A 16,361-nucleotide genomic window follows, 5' to 3' on the forward strand; every position below is an offset into this window, starting at 1 on the left:
ATGCAAACAAATTCATTATTTACTAATCGGATAGCAGTATTGGCAACAATGCACCAAAAAGAAAAAGCGATCGCTCCAATTTTACAAGCAGAGTTAGGCATTAAAGTTATCGTGCCGCAAGATTTCAATACTGATGTTTTTGGTACATTTACTAGAGATATTAAACGTCCAGGCAATCAAATTGAAGCTGCTAGATTGAAAGCACAAAAAGCATTAGAATTGACTGGCGAAACTTTAGCATTAGCTAGTGAAGGTAGTTTTTTACCCCACCCTAGCATACCTTTTATTTCTAGTAATAGAGAAATTGTAATTCTTTTAGATACAAACCAGAATTTAGAAATTATTGGAGAAGAATTTTCTCTAGAAACTAATCATAATCATATTGTTGTAGAAACCGTTGATCAGGCATTTGAATTTGCTAAAAAAATAGGCTTTCCCGAACATGGTTTAGTCGTTATGTTTAGCGAATCTCCTCAAGATAGTAAGGAAATGATTAAAGGAATTACTACAGAAAAGCAACTTGTAGAAGCTGTGAATTTTGTTATCAAAAACTCGCCGACAGGTAAAGCACATCTGGAAACAGATATGCGGGCAATGTATAATCCTACCCGTATGAATAACATTGCTAAAGCTACTCAACATTTAGTGAGAAAAATTAAAAGTTGTTGTCCAGAATGTTCTACGCCTGGTTTTGAAGTCACTGAAAGAATTCCGGGATTACCTTGTGCGATTTGCGATATGCCAACTGCTTTAACTTTGAAAGTTGTTTATCAATGTCAAAAATGTGGGTTTAGTCAAGAAAAACTATTTCCTAATGGCAGCGAATACGCCGATCCAGGGCAATGTATGTACTGCAATCCTTAATTTGGTATAGTGTGCAATAGGCAATTGTCTTGGTATTGGGGTTTTACTATTTCCGTCTCTCCATAAATGTTGCGCGACTACTTAAATATCTGTAATAAACCTTGCCTTTCTCAAAATAAATTGTAAAACTGTTTCTTGAGAAGAAATAATATCTGCTCTGCCTTCCATACCAGATTGAATTGTACAATGGCGATCGCCTATACTTAATACTAGCTTTTCTGGTCGAATAGTTACTTCATAATTAGCAGCATTTTTCTCCTGATTTTGAGGTGCGATCGCATCTGGAGAAATAGCACTGACTTTACCTTTTAAAGTTCCATATTCAGTATAAGAACAACCAGAAACCCGCATTTGTACTTCTTGGCCTGTTTCTACTTTACGAATATCTTGAGATTGCACTAATGCCTTAATTATTAATGGTGAATCATTGGGAGAAATTTTAGCAACAGTATCACCAGAACGCAAAACTTGAGAAGGGTTACGCAAATTTAGTTCTTGAATAATACCAGATGCTGAGGCACGAATGGCTGTATTTGCAATGTCTCGAAGAGTTTGTTGTAATTCTTGTTCATCCCGATTCAATTGCTTTTGAATTTCTACTTTTTGTTGTAATAGTTGCTCTCGTTCTTGATTTAATTTTCCTAAGCTGACTTTACCTGTGGCGCTTTCAGCAGCAATTTTTTCTTGAGAAATTGCCACGTTAGCATCACTAGGATTGAGATTAACAAACGCGCCTTGTAATCTAGCTGTGGCTGCTTCTACTGCTTGTTGTTGTTGTTGAATTGCTTGTTGTTGTTCTTCTACACTAGCTTTTTGGGATTCTAAAAGTTGTTCTTGTTGTTCAACAGCTAGCTGCACTTCTTGAAATTGATCTTGAGAAATTGAGCCGGTTTTGAGTAAAGGTTGATATCTGTCTCGCTTTGCTTTTGCTGCCCTTAAGGAAGCATCGCTAGATTTTAAATTCGCTATTGCTGATTTTAACTGTGTTTGAGTTTTTTGTAATTCCTTTTGAGCTTGGCTTAAATTTGCTTTCGCTTCCCTAACTTCAGCAATTGAGGTGGTTCGCTTGTCTTGGATATCGCGTTGACTGCGATTGAGTTCAGCTTTAGCTGAGGCGATAACTCGGCTGGTGCGATCGCTTTCTGCTATTATTTGCCCATCTAACGCCAGAATTTGGGCATCAATTTGAGATAGTTGCAGTTTGGCTTGGCGAATATTCGATTGCAGTTGGTTTTTTTGAGTCTGAAGACGATTATCATCTACCAGGGCTATAACATCTCCTTTTTTCACTGCCTGATTTGGCTGCACGGCAATACTTTTAATCGTTCCTTCCGTTGCTGCTTGTACTAGACGCAGTTCTCCAGCAGGGCGAACAGTCGCTGCAACTTTGACTGTAATTTTATATTTCAGAATGCTTGCCAAAATAATGCTAGCAGCAAAGATGATAAGGAGAACTATGCCGCCGATAGTTGTCCAATTACTAATAGGCGGCAAGAATTCATTAGGATTAGCTGGGCGCAGGGAGTCTGGATTAGTTACTCCCTCTGCATTGGGGTAAGAAATACCAGGTGAAGGTAAGTTTACATCAGCCATTTTTGAATTCAATATTGTTTAGTTTGATTAAGAATAATTCAGAAGTCAGCATATTTTGTTATGTGAAAATCGACAATGATTTATGCAAATTAGTTTAGTTAATTAGCCAAATTTTGTAAAATCTGTGCGATCGCCTGTGAAATTGGTAAGCCAGGACAGCGTTCCAGCCAGAAAAACTCGCCAACTGGGTTAACCTCAAGAAATACATACCGATTATCGGGTGTCAAAATAATATCAATAGCACCATAATTCAAACGAAATTCTGCCATTAGTTTGAGCAGTTTCTCTTCAACATCTTCAGGCAAAGTGTATCTTTCCCAAGCATCAAGTAAGGCAATTCCTTGTTTACGCCAATCGTAACGCGCTTTATCCAAAGCTTGAGAATCAACCGCAGCCGTCAACACGCGTTTACCTACAATAATTGTCCGCAACTCTAATGCTTTGGGAATTTTCTCTTGAAATGTCATTGGGCAAAAACGTAAGCCATCAAGATTATCTAAATCCTCAGATGAAATTGGATTTGTAAACACAACTTTTTCTCGCCCTTGTTCGTCATAAATAGCGAAGGAAGAGAGCATTTTAGTAATTATTCCCTGCTGACACTCTTGGGAAAATTGTTTCACTGCCAGGGGATTATTTGTAGTTAATGTTCTTGGGGTATCTAAGCCGATTTTTCTTGCTATTTGTAATTGCAATTGCTTATTTTCGGCTCGGCGAATATTTGGCAAAGGGTCGAGATGAAAACCCTTAATACTGGCAATCATTCCCTCAATGGTGACGCGAGATTCTTTCAATGAAGCTTGTCTGAGTTGTTTATCCATCGAATCGGGAATTCTCGATCCAATAGCAATGCGTCGATACCAAACTGCTGACACTTCATTTAAATCTAATGTTTGGTCATCGACGCTAAGAGTAACTTTTTCAGTTTTCCCATAATAAACATCTAATTGCATTTCCGTGGGAAATCGGTCTGTGTCAAAACGAAATGCTTTCCCTCCTTGGGCTTCAATTGCTTGAATAACTAGAGGAATACTTTCGTTGTCTTGGCTGTGAGTAATGATTAAAACGGTCATTATGAATTACGAATTACGAATTACGAATTTTCTAAAAGTAGTGTATCAGCGATCGCCTCCGCAATAGGATAGTCCAAATCTCTCTCCAGCATTCCCCATTCTCCCGTAGGATTAATTTCTAAAAACACATATTCACCTGATGGTGTTTGAATGAAATCAAATGCTCCAAAAAGCAATCCAAATTTGACCATAAAAGCACCAAGACAACCGATTAATTTATCAGGTAATTGATATGGTTCCCAGATTAAAGCTTCTTTTTTTCCACGTCGCCAATCTTGGGTAGATGTTGCATATTCAGATGCATCTAGCGCCCCCACAAAAAGCTTACCATTTACATAAATTGCGCGTAATTCTAATTGTTTAGGAATTTGTTCTTGAAATACTGCTGGACAATAACGCAGTGTTTCAGCATCAGCTAAATCTTCTTCTTTAACGACGCTGGTGTACATGAAAAAAGACGAGGCTTGCATACCATAAGAAAGAGGCCTGAGCAGCTTGGTAATCATTTTTTTGTTAACTTGGTGGAAAAACTCTCGTGCTTCTTGAGGGTTGTTAGTAACGAGAGTCCGAGGGATAATAAGACCTACTTCTGATGCGATTCGCAGTTGACGTAACTTATTTTCCGCTGCACTAATGCACTGTAAATCATCCACCCATTTGGCTGTTCTGAGACTGTCCCAAAAGCCATCCAAAACTGCGAGTGATTCTTTAGAGCAAGCTGCTTGAAATTGTGGAGCCAATTCTTTACCTAAATCGGGTTGCCAGATGCGCCGCATCCATACTGCTTGTACTTGCTCCGTGTTGAGGGAGTTTTCACCATATTTCAGTGTATGATTATTGCCAAAGTTACTTAAATTAGCCTCAATTTGAATTGCGATGGGAAACTTATCTGTATCAAGGCGAAATGGCTGTGCGCCTCTTTTTGATACAGCTTCAGCAACTCTATCTATTGTGAAGTAATCACCACTGTGGGTAATTAATAAAACTACATCACGCTCAAGGTGCATAAAATATCTTGATTCGATTTTATAAAAAAATAAACTTAGTTTAAATGGGAAACCAACCCCTAAATGGAGTTGGCAAAGCTAGCAGTATTCTTTTGTAATAATTTTTCAAAACTGTATCTGTATCGTAATCCAAGGTAGACAGTTATTCTGTGGGGAACTCGTCATCGCCATCTGAAGGATACTTCAAAGTAACGTACTCATCACTATCAGATGGGAACTTCTGAGTGACGAAAATTTCATCGTCCTTCTTCTTGGTTACATGATGAGAACCACCACTAATTGCTTCTGATGCTTCATCAGATAAGTCCTCAAAGCTTTGCCCTTCTAAAAATCGCGCAAAGAACGGTACTGCTTGTGAATTTAGTTCTTCTGGTTTGTTTTCAGGCATAATTTTGTCTTACGGTAAACTAAAGATAAATTTACACTCGCGTCCATGTTATTACATAGTTTGAAGAACAGCAAGTAATAATTTATTCTTAAATTATTTTTAACCTTAAGTAAAAATACTTGTTGGCTTGTTGGTAAGTTTCACCAAGGATTCATCGGTGGGTCAGAAGCCCCGTCCCTTGGGGCGATTGTGTTGGGCAGGGTCTAAATCCTGCCTACGCCACGCTACCGCGAACCCCCAACACAAGTCCTGTTAAGAGTTCCCTGTTCCCTTTTAAAATTCGTTCTGAGTAAAAGAGCAATCTTCCTTTACTAAGGAACAATGTGAGGTATACAAAATTTGATTACCTGAAAAAATAACCTATATCTCAAGCAACAAGCAAGAAATAATTAATACTTCCCAAAACAGGAGTGCTATAGAAACAATGAAATATCAAATCGTGCTGCAACATAGTGAAGAAGACTGTGGGGCAGCGTGTATTGCCAGTATAGCTAAATATTACGGACGTAATTTGGCGATCGCTCGCGTTCGAGAAGCTGTTGGTACAGGAGCGCAAGGTACAACTCTTGTGGGTTTGAAACGCGGTGCCCAAAGTCTTGGATTTAATGCTCGTCCAGTTAGAGCTACGCCACAACTAATTGAAAAACTTCATGAAGCACCCCTCCCCGCCATCATCCACTGGAAAGGTTACCACTGGGTAGTTTTATATGGAAAAAAAGGTAAAAAATATGTAATTGCCGATCCTAGCAGCGGCATTCGCTATCTCACTCCTGAAGAATTAACTATAGGTTGGGCAAATTATGTAATGTTACTGTTATTGCCCGACGAAATCCGTTTTTATCAGCAACAATCAGATAAAATTACAGGTTTTGGTCGCTTTTTAGCGCGAGTTTTACCTTATCGCCATATTTTAATTGAAGCAATTTTAATTAACTTGGCTATGGGAATCTTTTCCCTGGCAAGCCCTTTTTTAATTCAAATTCTCACAGATGATGTATTAGTTAGAGGAGATACCCAACTTTTAACTACAGTTGCTATTGGTGTAATAGCGATAAATCTTTTTAATAGTACGCTAACACTCGTACAATCTAATTTGATTGCCCACTTTGCTCAACGCCTAGAATTAGGACTCACTCTAGAATTTGGCAGACAAATTTTGCGCCTTCCTCTGACTTACTATGAAGCCCGTCGTAGTGGCGAAATTGTCAGCCGTCTTCGAGATATTCAAGAAATTAATCAGATGGTTTCCCAAGTCGTTATTGCCCTTCCTAGTAGGCTTTTTGTGGCAGCAATTTCGCTAGCTTTTATGATATTTTATAGTCCAAAGTTACTAGGTTTATCGGTGTTAGTCGCCTTACTCATGTCTTTATCGACTATCATCTTTCTGCCGAGTTTACGCCAAAAAATCCGTAACCTTATGGTTACCCAAGCTGAAAATCAAGGAATGCTAGTAGAGATTTTCAAAGGCATACTTACCGTCAAAACTGCTAATGCGGCTCCCCAAGCTTGGGAGGAAATTCAAAGTCGTTTTGGGAATCTGGCTTATCTGACTTTTAGTACTGTTCAAATTGGCATTATTAATAATGTGTTTTCTGGATTAGTTTCTGGTTTTGGAAATCTTGCCATACTCTGGTTTGGTAGCAGTCTAGTTATTAACCAAGAATTAAGCATTGGTCAACTACTAGCATTTAACGCGATGAATGCTAATTTTAATATATTCATTACTACAATTATTGGTTTTGTAGATGAATTTGCCAGAGTTCAGACTGCAACCCAACGCATTACTGAAGTAATTGAAAGTACCCCAGAAGATGAAAATGAAGAAAAGAAGCCTTGGGCTGTAATCTCTGGTAATGCCGATATTATTTGTAATAAGCTAGATTTTCACCATACAGGTAGGGCAGACTTATTACAAGACTTTTCCCTAACTATTCCCGGAGGAAAAGTTACAGCACTGATTGGTAAATCTGGCTGTGGAAAAAGCACTTTAGCTAAATTGATAGCCGGTTTATATACGTTGCGATCGGGTAATATTCGTTTTGGTATTTATAACCAGAAAGATTTATCTTTAGAATGCCGACGACAGCAGGTAGTATTAGTCCCCCAAGAACCCCACTTTTGGAGTCGTTCAATTCTAGAAAACTTTCGCTTTAGCTATCCTCAGGCTACATTTGAACAAATAGTTCGGGCTTGCCAAATTGCCGGCGTTGATGAATTCATTTGTGATTTACCAGATAATTACCAAACTGTATTAGGTGAATTTGGTGTCAATATTTCCGGTGGGCAAAAGCAGAGATTAGCCTTAGCCAGAGCAATAGTTACAGAGCCACCAATACTAATTTTAGATGAATCTACTAGTGCATTAGATCCAATATTAGAATCACAGGTTTTAGATAAACTTTTACATCATCGACAAGGCAAAACCACAATCATAATCAGCCATCGCCCTAGAGTGATTCTCCGTGCGGATTTTATCGTTCTTTTAGATAAAGGACAGTTAAAAATGCAAGGTGTTCTTAAAGAAATGCAACTTATATCTGGTGAACATTTAGATTTTTTAACTCCGTAAAAAAGACTTGAGATTGGGACTAAGTATCCACCTATCTTTTCAAAAATCAAATATATAGTAGGTTAAAAACATAATATATCAATACATATTTTTATTAAATTCACAATCATTCCTAAGAATGAAATTTTAATACATAAATTCATACTAAATTAAGTTTAAAAAAAGCTGTATGAACGATAATTGCTGATTTTAAAGTGTTTTAATAAAGTTATTAGCGAAAATTTAGAGAAGCAAAAACATGAAAGGTTTCAGGAAGCTATCCTCGATAGCACTATTGCTATTTGCCTTTGTGTATCCGCCCTCATTAGCACAAGCGAAAGATATTTCTCTAAGTAATGGTATTAATGAACAAAGTGCGGCGTCAGAGGCTAACCTAATTGCAGAGCGAAAAGGAGAGCTTTTAATTGCTCAAAGACGGTCAGGACGATATCGAATAATCCGACGGCGGCAGCCTTTGGGATTGGGAAGATATCAAATAATCCGACGCGACCCTTACGGACGAACTCGAATAATTCGACGAGGCGACCGTTTCAGAAGATATCAAAATTTTCGACAGCAGCGGTTAAGACAACGGGAGTTCAGGCGGCAACGATACTACAGGCAATGGTATTAATCTCAGACAAGTAACCAATTAATTGGCGTTGCATATTTGCGGGATGATTTTGATGGTTTTGTAGGATGGGTATCTTGCCCGTCCCTTTTATTTTCGGCGGTTAGGGATGTCCACCCCACAAAAATCATACTGATTTTATGCAACGCCAATTAATAATTGGTTAGTGGTTTTTGATGAACCACTAACCATCAACTATCATCAGATTTTAATGACTTGCTACTGGCTCTGTTTCCAGGCGAGCCAGTCGGTCTGCCAAAAGTTTTTCCAGGTCTTCTAGTGCTTTGGTGAAACCTTTGATGCCCTCGTCTAGTTTATCAGTTGCCATGCGGTCAGCAGCGTGCATCTTGTCAAATGTAGCTTTATCAATGGATATTTTTTCAATTTCCAAGTTTGCTACATTGGCTGGGTCGAGCTTCCGTGGCAGTTCTCCAATAGTTGCTTGTAATTCAGCCAAAAGCGACGGTGAAATTGTCAGCAAGTCGCTACCTGCCAGTTCAGTAATTTCACCAAGATTACGGAAGCTAGCTCCCATAACTTCGGTTTTGTAGCCGAATTTCTTGTAGTAGTTATAGATTTTGGTGACTGACAAAACTCCTGGATCTTCGGCTGCGGGATAGCTATCGCGTCCAGTATCTTTTTTGTACCAGTCGAGAATCCGACCGACGAAGGGAGAGATTAAGGTAACGCCGGCTTCTGCACAGGCGATCGCTTGGTGCAAACCAAACAATAAGGTAAGGTTACAATGAATACCTTCTTTTTCCAGAATTTCCGCAGCGCGAATGCCTTCCCAGGTGGTGGCAATTTTAATTAAAACGCGATCGCGGCCAACTCCAGCAGCTTTATACTGAGCAATTAATTCCCGTGCTTTAGTCACTGTAGCTTCAGTATCATAAGACAAACGAGCATCCACTTCCGTAGACACGCGACCCGGAATAATTTCCAAAATCTTCAATCCAAAAGCCACTGCCAGACGGTCAAAGGCTAGAGAAACTATCTGTGCTTGGGTAGCTCCGGCTCCAGCGTCTTTTTTTGCTTGAAGTAAAGTGCGATCGACAATTTCTTGATATTCCGGCATTTGCGCCGCAGCAGTAATCAACGAGGGATTTGTGGTAGCATCTTGGGGTTTAAACTTTTCGATTGCTTGGATATCCCCTGTATCTGCAACCACAACAGTCATTTCTCGCAATTGTTCTAGTAAACTTTTAGACATAAAATACTCCGTGATGTTTGTTTAGGATTTACTTAATTCCCAAGTTATTGCTGAGTTAAGAGTTAGGGGTTAAGAGTTAGGAGTTAGAAGTTAAGAGTTATTCTTCTTGTCCCCTCATCTCCCCATACTTCGGCTCCGCTCAGTACAAGTCTCCCCACTCCCCACTACCTTCAATCCCGATTCTGGCAATTTTTCTTAACTATTGCCTAATTTTGCTTGCTATCCAGAGCCACAGCCTTATTTTAGATGGCTTATGCAGAAATTGGCTGTCCAATGGAATGCACTTTGATTAAGCTAGTTGTTCCTGATTTACCAATTGGGACGCCAGAGGTAATTACCACCTGATCTCCCTTCTTGGCTAGACCTCTTTCTAAGACTCTGTTGACCACATTTGTAAACATTTCTTCAGCATGGTGGACTGGTGGAATTAATAAAGGTTCGACTCCCCAGGAAAGTGCTAGCTGACGGTAAGCGGTGGCATCGGAGGTCAAGGCAATAATTGGAGAAGTTGGCCGATATTTAGATACCATTCTCGCCGTACTGCCTGAGGTTGTATTACAGAGAATTGCTCGTGAGCCGGTTTCATAGGCAATGCGACACACTGCTTCTGCCACCGATTCGGTAACGCTGAGACTACCTGGTTCATGACACCAAGAACGTCTGCTGCCCTCATCTAAAGCCTGTTCTGTTCGCATGGCAATGTTGTGCATCATTTGGACGGCGGCGATGGGATATTCTCCCACGGCGGTTTCACCGGAAAGCATTACCGCATCTGTACCATCCAAGATGGAGTTAGCCACATCCGTTGCCTCAGCGCGGGTAGGATCGGGGGCGCTAATCATCGACTCCAGCATTTGCGTGGCTGTAATCACTGGCTTGCCAGCTTGATTGCAACGGCGAGTGATATCTTTTTGAATCAGAGGCACTTCATGAATTGGCACTTCCACACCTAAATCGCCGCGGGCAATCATGATGCCGTCGGCAACTTTCAGGATGGAGTCAAATTGCTCTACTGCTTCTGCTCTTTCGATTTTGGCAATTAAGCGGATAGAAGCGCCAGCAGCTTCAATCATCCTTTGGGCGGGTTCTAAATCTTGTGGCGATCGCACAAAAGATACTGCCACCCAGTCTACACCCAACTGAATCCCAAAACGCAAATCTAGCAAGTCTTTTTCGGTGATCGAACTCACAGGTAAAGGAGTTTGGGGCAGATTAACTCCTTTGTGGGTGGAAATTAAGCCGCCGATTTTCACCTGTGCGCGAATGCGATCGGCATCGCGATCTGTAACAATCAGCTTGACGCGACCATCATTAATTAAAATTGGTTCGCCTGGTCGCACCATTGCAAACAAAGTCGGCAATGGTAAAGGCAATTCGTCAATACTTTCACCCTTCTCTTGCAAAACAAAGGTAACTTCACTCCCAGCTTCCACATTTAACCCTTCTGGTGGTAAGATACCCAAGCGGATCTTTGGGCCACACAGATCTTGCATGATAGCGATCGGTCTTTGCTGCTCAGCGCTAATCTGCCTGAGATATTGAGCCGTTTGGGCATGGAATTCATAGGCTCCGTGGGAAAAATTCAAGCGTGCCACATTCATTCCAGCTTCTACTAAGGCTTGCAGCTTTTCAGGTGCAGATGTAGCAGGCCCAACAGTACAAATGATTTTGGTTCGACGCATAGGGATTAAGGGTTGAGGGAATAACCTGCGACGTGGATGCTTGATACGAATTCGTAATTCCTAATTACAGACTTCAGATTTTATTTGGCTTTCCCGGTTTAAATCTTTAGCCTGCTTTTGGAAAATTTGTATTATTGCGATGTCCAAGGCAACTTAGCTTGGACATCTTAATAGGGCATCCAAATTCACACGTGCTTCATATCACTGGTTTGCTAAGTAAAGATACTAGATTGCGTTTTATTTTCCGGTATTTACCATTTGACCCAAATCCCAAAGGACAAAAGGCAACAGTCAAGAGTCAAAAGTCAAGAGCTAAAAGCTAATGACTTTTGTACAGACGCGATTAATCGCGTCTCTACTAATGACGAATCAAACCACAGCAGGCGTCGGTGCTAGTTGCTCTTTTTGTGACATAGATAACATCAAGTCAACCACACGATTCGAGTAGCCCCACTCGTTGTCATACCAGGCAACGACTTTGAAGAAGTTGGAGTTTAACTCAATACCAGCACCTGCGTCGAAGATGCTGGAATGGGTATCACCTTGAAAATCAGTGGAAACTACTTCTTCATCTGTGTAACCCAAGATACCTGCTAATGCACCGTTGGCAGCCTCTTTCATGGCAGCACAGATTTCCTTGTAACTGGTGGCTTTGGCAGTTTTGAAAGTTAAATCAACTACGGAGACATCAGGAGTCGGAACTCGGAATGCCATACCAGTCAACTTACCCTTCAATTCTGGTAAAACCAGTGCTACAGCCTTAGCCGCACCTGTGGAGGAGGGAATAATGTTTTGGGCTGCGCCTCGACCACCCCGCCAGTCTTTTTTGCTGGGGCCGTCTACTGTTGGCTGGGTGGCAGTCATGGCATGAACTGTGGTCATCAAGCCTTCAGTCAACTCAAAGTTATCATTGATGACTTTAGCAATGGGAGCTAGACAGTTTGTAGTACAGCTAGCATTGGAGACAATTAGATCCTTGTTGGGGTCAAACAAGTGATGATTAACACCCATTAATAGGGTAGAAACTTTATCTGGATCTTTGGTGGGAGCGGAAATTACTACACGCTTTGCGCCTGCTTTGAGGTGGTTTTCTGCCCCTTCATAGCCGGTGAAAAGTCCCGTAGATTCCACGACATAATCAGCGCCTAGTTGTCCCCAAGGTAACTCTGCGGGATTCCTAACGGATACGCAAGGAATGAAGTGGCCATCAATGACGATACCATCGTCTTTGGCTTCAACCTTTCTGGTCAATTTACCGTGGGTTGAATCGTACTTTAATAGGTAGGCCAGGTTATCTGGTGGTACTAGGTCGTTAATGCCGACAAACTCGATGTTGGGATTATCTAGGCCAGCGCGAAGCACAAGTCGCCCGATTCGACCGAAGCCATTGATACCAACTTTCAATTTACTCAAGATTAAACCTCCTGTTGTGGAAAGTTGAACAAAAGGAGAAAGTTAAAAGTCAAAATAGCTTGCCTTTTACTCTTTACTTAATATGATCGTGACAGTCTCAGTCAGCGAAGGCATATTTACTTGGCATATTTTAAGGATTGGGGCATTGGGCATTGGGCATGGGGCATGGGGCATAGCGGATCAGTCTTGAATACTCGCTGACGAGTGTTTGATACTCGTGAATGAGTCTTTGATACTCGCTGACGAGTGTTTGATACTCGTGAATGAGTCTTTGATACTCGCTGACGAGTGTTTGATACTCGTGAATGAGTCTTTGATACTCGCTGACGAGTGTTTAATACTCGTGAATGAGTCTTTGAACTCCATTAATGAGTCTTTGAACTCCACTTTTTTGCCCCAATGCCCAATGCCCAATGCCCAATGCCCAATGCCCAATGCCCAATGCCCAATGCCCCATGCCCTTTAACTTTTTTGATACCGCATTCCCGGTAATTGGCAGAGTAAACCCATAAGTTCCAACTGTAACAAAGCGCTGGAAACTGAGCCAGCAGCCATGCCGGTTTGTTGGACTATTAAATCAAAGGGTAAAATATCACAGGCGAACGCATCCATTATCTGTTGCAATTCGGGTGATAAAGTTGGCAAATTTAACTGTTGTACTGTTGACAATTGCTCAACTCTATCTATTTGTGGTATTGCTCCCAGCATTGTTAATAATTCGTCTAATTCTTTGACAATCAAAGAAGCGCCTTGAGTTAGTAACTTCAAACAACCTTGGGATGGATAATCGTCCACTCTTCCTGGTAATGCATAGACATCTCTACCAAATTCATTGGCGTAGGTGGCTGTAATTAGGGCGCCGGATTTTAATGGGGCTTCCATGACCAGGATAGCGCGGCTCATACCTGCAATTATTCTGTTGCGGCGGGGAAAGTGAGTGCGATCGGGTGGGGTTTTTGTGGGATACTCACTCACAACTAACCCAGCAGTCAAAATTTGCTTGTACAAATCGCGATTTTTTTGGGGATAAATTACGTCTACACCAGTTCCTAAAACTGCGATGGTTCTTCCACCAGCTTTCATGGCGGCGGCGTGGCTTTCGGTGTCAATTCCCTCCGCCATGCCAGAAACTACTGTAAAGCCATTTTTAGCCAAAGCTGTGCTGATTTGACGAGTCCAACGAATGCCATATTCTGAAGGGCGGCGCGTTCCGACAATACCAACTAGCGGTTTTTGTCCGAGATTTTCCTGAAGTTCAACTTCACCGCGATAGTACAAAATCGGTGGGGGACTGGGAGTTTCCAATAGTAATCGGGGATAATCTGCATCTGCTGGAGTCCAGAAATAAGGGTTTTCCTGTTGGTGTTTGGTGAATAGCTGTTCTGGATGTAGGCGCGATCGCTGTTGTACTATTTTTTCCAGTGTTTGAAAACCAAAACCTTCTACTTCTCCTAACTCTACCTTCGTAGCGTTCCAAGCGGTTGCCAACGTACCAAAATGCTGTTGCAGCCGTCGCAGTAATACCGGGCCAATCCCAGAAATTTGCGACCAAGCTACCCAATACGCACTTTCTTCTACCACTTTTCTACCCTCACGCCACTGGTTTGAGTATTCCCAAATTGGGGACAAGGAGACAAGGGAGATGGGGGAGTGTGGGGAGTGTGGGGGGAAAGATTTCTTCCCCATCCTCCCACACCTCCCCATGCCCTATGCCCTATGCCCAAATTCTTGACTCTTGACTCTTAACCATTGAATATTAACTATTGACTATTAATTCCCTCAGTAGCTTTTGTAATGAAATCTTTTTATCGTCTTTTACTAAGCCTATCTGGTTTTTCAATATTTCCACTGCTGCATAGTATTTTTGGCGCATCGCCTAGTTTGGCAGCCGAAAATGTTGTTGTGAGATACGGTTTATTTGAGCAAGCGATTCCTGTAGCAGATATACGCAACTATAGCGAGACGCAAAAGGTTTCTGCTAATTTGCAAACTATTTTAGGCCGTCTGAGTGCTGAAGAAAAACAGAAGTTTCAAGATGCGTTGCAAGTGAAGATGTCGCTTGATATTGTGGCTTTAGATAAGCTGGTAAATACACCAACTGGCAAACAAATTTTATCTTTTATTTCCCAAACGATCGCTCGTCGGGATGAAGCCAATATCCAAGCGCTACGATCTGCTATTATCCTGGGGGCTAAATCGCCAGAAGGTTTAGGACTCCTCACATTTCTAGAAGCTTATCCTAGTAATGAAATAGTTATTGATGTGTCAAAAATTTCTCGAATAGTCGGTCTGGCAAATTCATCTTCTGGTTCTGCTGATGCGCCGCCGAAGGACAATGTAACTTCTTCACCTTTAGGAAAAATTGCACTGCAATATCAAACACTAGCCGCCCAAGATAAACAGTTTTCAGGTTGTTTATTTGGTGATTCAATTTCGGCTGGACTTGGCAATACTCTTGGCAATGGTACTTTTAATTTTGGGTTAAATGGCTTAAGTACAATTTCCTTAGTAGAGCAACTTAAAACTTTAATTCCTACTAAGGTGAAATGCGAAAAAGCCATTATTGCCATAGGTGGAAATGATGCTTTGTATGGAATTAGTGATGATTTGTTTACTAAGAATCTGCAAGAGGCGATCGCACTTGTCCGCACAATGGGAGCTAAAGAGGTTTTTCTGATTCCAGCTTTTTATTCAACGGTTGAGGCTAGCTCAGATCCAACTGTTGCAGCACCCAATTCTAGAGTCGAACAAATCAATGCTCTAATTAATCAAGTTGCCCAAACAGAAAAAATACCAGTTGCCGCAGCAGGAGTAGCCCCATTGTATGAAAATAACGTTCTGAAAAAGGATTTTACCAGTGATGGTGACCATCTGAATGCAGAAGGACTAAAAATTTATCGACAAGCTTTGTTACAAATTATAGGGAAGTAATATCAAAAGCGATCGCTGTTGAATTTTTTCAAGAAGAATAATAGCTGCGATCGCTTTTGGTTTTGTCTTCAGCCATAAACATAAAAATTACTAATGCTTTCATGCGTCGAGACTCAATCTTTTACAAACTATTTCAACAATCACCGAGTTTAGTATTTGAATTATTGACAAATCCTCCAATAAATGCAGAAAGTTATCGATTTGATTCAGTCGCCATCAAAGAACCAAAATTTGAAATTGACGGGGTATTTTTACCACCAGAAAATGAAGGTGCTGGGGTTGTTTATTTTTGTGAAGTGCAGTTCCAAAAAGATGAACAACTTTATGAAAGGGTATTTGCAGAATCATCGTTATATTTCTACCGCAACCGCGCCAGATTTAGTGATTGGCAAGCAGTAATTATTTATCCGTCACGCAGTATCGAACAAACGGATATTCATCCTCATCGGGGATTTCTTAACAGTAATCAAGTGCATCGAGTATATTTAGATGAATTGGGGGATATTCGCCAATTACCTATATGGGTAGCGCTGATGGTGTTAACTACTGTAGAAGAACAACTTGCACCACAAGAAGCCCGATATTTGCTTGAGCGTTCTTCTGTTGAACAGCCTGAAACCGCAAATAGCGCCATAATTGAATTAGTGACTACAATAATGGTGTACAAATTTGAACAATTAAGTCGAAAGGAGGTTGAACAAATGTTAGGAATAACACTCAAAGAAACGCGAGTTTACAGAGAAATTAAGGAAGAGGGACGAGAAGAAGGACGAGAAGCGGAAGCGCGATCCCTTATTGGTCGTCAACTAACTAAACGTGTAGGAGAATTACCTTCACAAGTGCGCGAACGTATTGAAACTCTCTCTCTCGAACAATTAGAAAATCTGGGTGAAGCATTGTTAGATTTTACTAGTATGGCTGATTTACAAGCTTGGCTCTCAGCAGAATGAACGAAACAGTTTTATATCTTAAAATATTCTCCCTGGCAAACATTTATTGGGTGTAAATCCAAACTTGC

15 protein-coding genes are annotated in these 16,361 nt (G+C 41.0%); 5 read left to right on the top strand and 10 right to left on the bottom strand.

Annotated elements, in window-relative coordinates; all coding sequences use genetic code 11:
* The gene (locus H6H03_RS03360; RefSeq protein WP_190953718.1) at positions 1–864 is read left to right on the top strand and encodes a DUF6671 family protein; all 864 of its coding nucleotides are present in this window, start codon (positions 1–3) and stop codon (positions 862–864) included.
* A gap of 81 nt (positions 865–945) precedes the next feature.
* Here the strand turns inward: H6H03_RS03360 and H6H03_RS03365 are convergent, their stop codons facing one another.
* The 4 genes from H6H03_RS03365 to H6H03_RS03380 form a co-directional block, all read right to left on the bottom strand.
* Positions 946–2,457: an HlyD family efflux transporter periplasmic adaptor subunit gene (locus H6H03_RS03365; RefSeq protein WP_190953719.1), complete on the bottom strand. Its 1,512-nt coding sequence runs from the start codon at positions 2,455–2,457 to the stop codon at positions 946–948.
* A gap of 98 nt (positions 2,458–2,555) precedes the next feature.
* Entirely contained in the window at positions 2,556–3,530 is a 975-nt protein-coding gene (locus H6H03_RS03370; RefSeq protein ID WP_190953720.1) for an MvdD family ATP-grasp ribosomal peptide maturase, read from the bottom strand.
* 20 nt (positions 3,531–3,550) lie between these two features.
* Entirely contained in the window at positions 3,551–4,537 is a 987-nt protein-coding gene (locus H6H03_RS03375; RefSeq protein WP_190953721.1) for an MvdC family ATP-grasp ribosomal peptide maturase, read from the bottom strand.
* A gap of 142 nt (positions 4,538–4,679) precedes the next feature.
* A complete protein-coding gene (locus H6H03_RS03380; RefSeq protein WP_190953722.1) occupies positions 4,680–4,925 on the bottom strand; it encodes a microviridin/marinostatin family tricyclic proteinase inhibitor in 246 nt (81 codons plus the stop codon).
* A 424-nt stretch (positions 4,926–5,349) separates the two neighbouring features.
* Here H6H03_RS03380 and H6H03_RS03385 point away from each other — a divergent pair, with 424 nt between their 5' ends.
* Together H6H03_RS03385 and H6H03_RS03390 are read left to right on the top strand one after the other, a co-directional pair.
* Positions 5,350–7,494 carry a peptidase domain-containing ABC transporter gene (locus H6H03_RS03385; protein ID WP_190953723.1) on the top strand — a complete coding sequence of 715 codons (2,145 nt, stop codon included), beginning with the start codon at positions 5,350–5,352 and terminating at the stop codon, positions 7,492–7,494.
* Between the two features lie 238 nt (positions 7,495–7,732).
* Positions 7,733–8,107 (top strand): hypothetical protein, encoded by a 375-nt coding sequence (locus H6H03_RS03390; protein WP_190953724.1) that lies wholly within the window; start codon positions 7,733–7,735, stop codon positions 8,105–8,107.
* Between the two features lie 205 nt (positions 8,108–8,312).
* On the opposite strand, the gene H6H03_RS03395 is transcribed toward H6H03_RS03390, so the two are convergent.
* The 6 genes from H6H03_RS03395 to H6H03_RS03415 all read right to left on the bottom strand — a co-directional run bounded on the left by H6H03_RS03395 (position 8,313) and on the right by H6H03_RS03415 (position 14,136).
* Positions 8,313–9,317, bottom strand: coding sequence for a transaldolase (locus H6H03_RS03395; protein ID WP_190953725.1), 1,005 nt, complete (start codon positions 9,315–9,317; stop codon positions 8,313–8,315).
* Positions 9,318–9,568: 251 nt separating this feature from the next.
* Positions 9,569–10,999 carry a pyruvate kinase gene (pyk, locus tag H6H03_RS03400; protein WP_190953726.1) on the bottom strand — a complete coding sequence of 477 codons (1,431 nt, stop codon included), beginning with the start codon at positions 10,997–10,999 and terminating at the stop codon, positions 9,569–9,571.
* A gap of 369 nt (positions 11,000–11,368) precedes the next feature.
* A complete protein-coding gene (gene gap, locus H6H03_RS03405) occupies positions 11,369–12,412 on the bottom strand; it encodes a type I glyceraldehyde-3-phosphate dehydrogenase (RefSeq protein WP_190953727.1) in 1,044 nt (347 codons plus the stop codon).
* A 334-nt stretch (positions 12,413–12,746) separates the two neighbouring features.
* Positions 12,747–12,869: a hypothetical protein gene (locus H6H03_RS41125; protein WP_277926133.1), complete on the bottom strand. Its 123-nt coding sequence runs from the start codon at positions 12,867–12,869 to the stop codon at positions 12,747–12,749.
* A 5-nt stretch (positions 12,870–12,874) separates the two neighbouring features.
* Positions 12,875–13,993, bottom strand: a complete 1,119-nt coding sequence (dprA, locus tag H6H03_RS03410; RefSeq protein WP_190953728.1) for a DNA-processing protein DprA — start codon at positions 13,991–13,993, stop codon at positions 12,875–12,877.
* Positions 13,987–14,136: a hypothetical protein gene (locus H6H03_RS03415; RefSeq protein ID WP_190953729.1), complete on the bottom strand. Its 150-nt coding sequence runs from the start codon at positions 14,134–14,136 to the stop codon at positions 13,987–13,989. The genes dprA and H6H03_RS03415 overlap by 7 nt, the downstream gene beginning before the upstream one ends.
* 70 nt (positions 14,137–14,206) lie before the next feature.
* Between H6H03_RS03415 and H6H03_RS03420 the strand changes: the two genes are divergently transcribed.
* Both H6H03_RS03420 and H6H03_RS03425 read left to right on the top strand, forming a co-directional pair.
* The gene (locus H6H03_RS03420) at positions 14,207–15,343 is read left to right on the top strand and encodes an alpha/beta hydrolase (RefSeq protein WP_190953730.1); all 1,137 of its coding nucleotides are present in this window, start codon (positions 14,207–14,209) and stop codon (positions 15,341–15,343) included.
* 101 nt (positions 15,344–15,444) lie between these two features.
* Complete coding sequence (locus tag H6H03_RS03425; RefSeq protein ID WP_190953731.1) at positions 15,445–16,293, top strand: Rpn family recombination-promoting nuclease/putative transposase; 849 nt, start codon at positions 15,445–15,447, stop codon at positions 16,291–16,293.
* Positions 16,294–16,361 lie beyond the last annotated feature (68 nt).

Origin of the sequence: Nostoc paludosum FACHB-159, assembly GCF_014698835.1 — a bacterium.
GTDB classification, from domain to species: Bacteria; Cyanobacteriota; Cyanobacteriia; order Cyanobacteriales; family Nostocaceae; genus Nostoc; species Nostoc paludosum.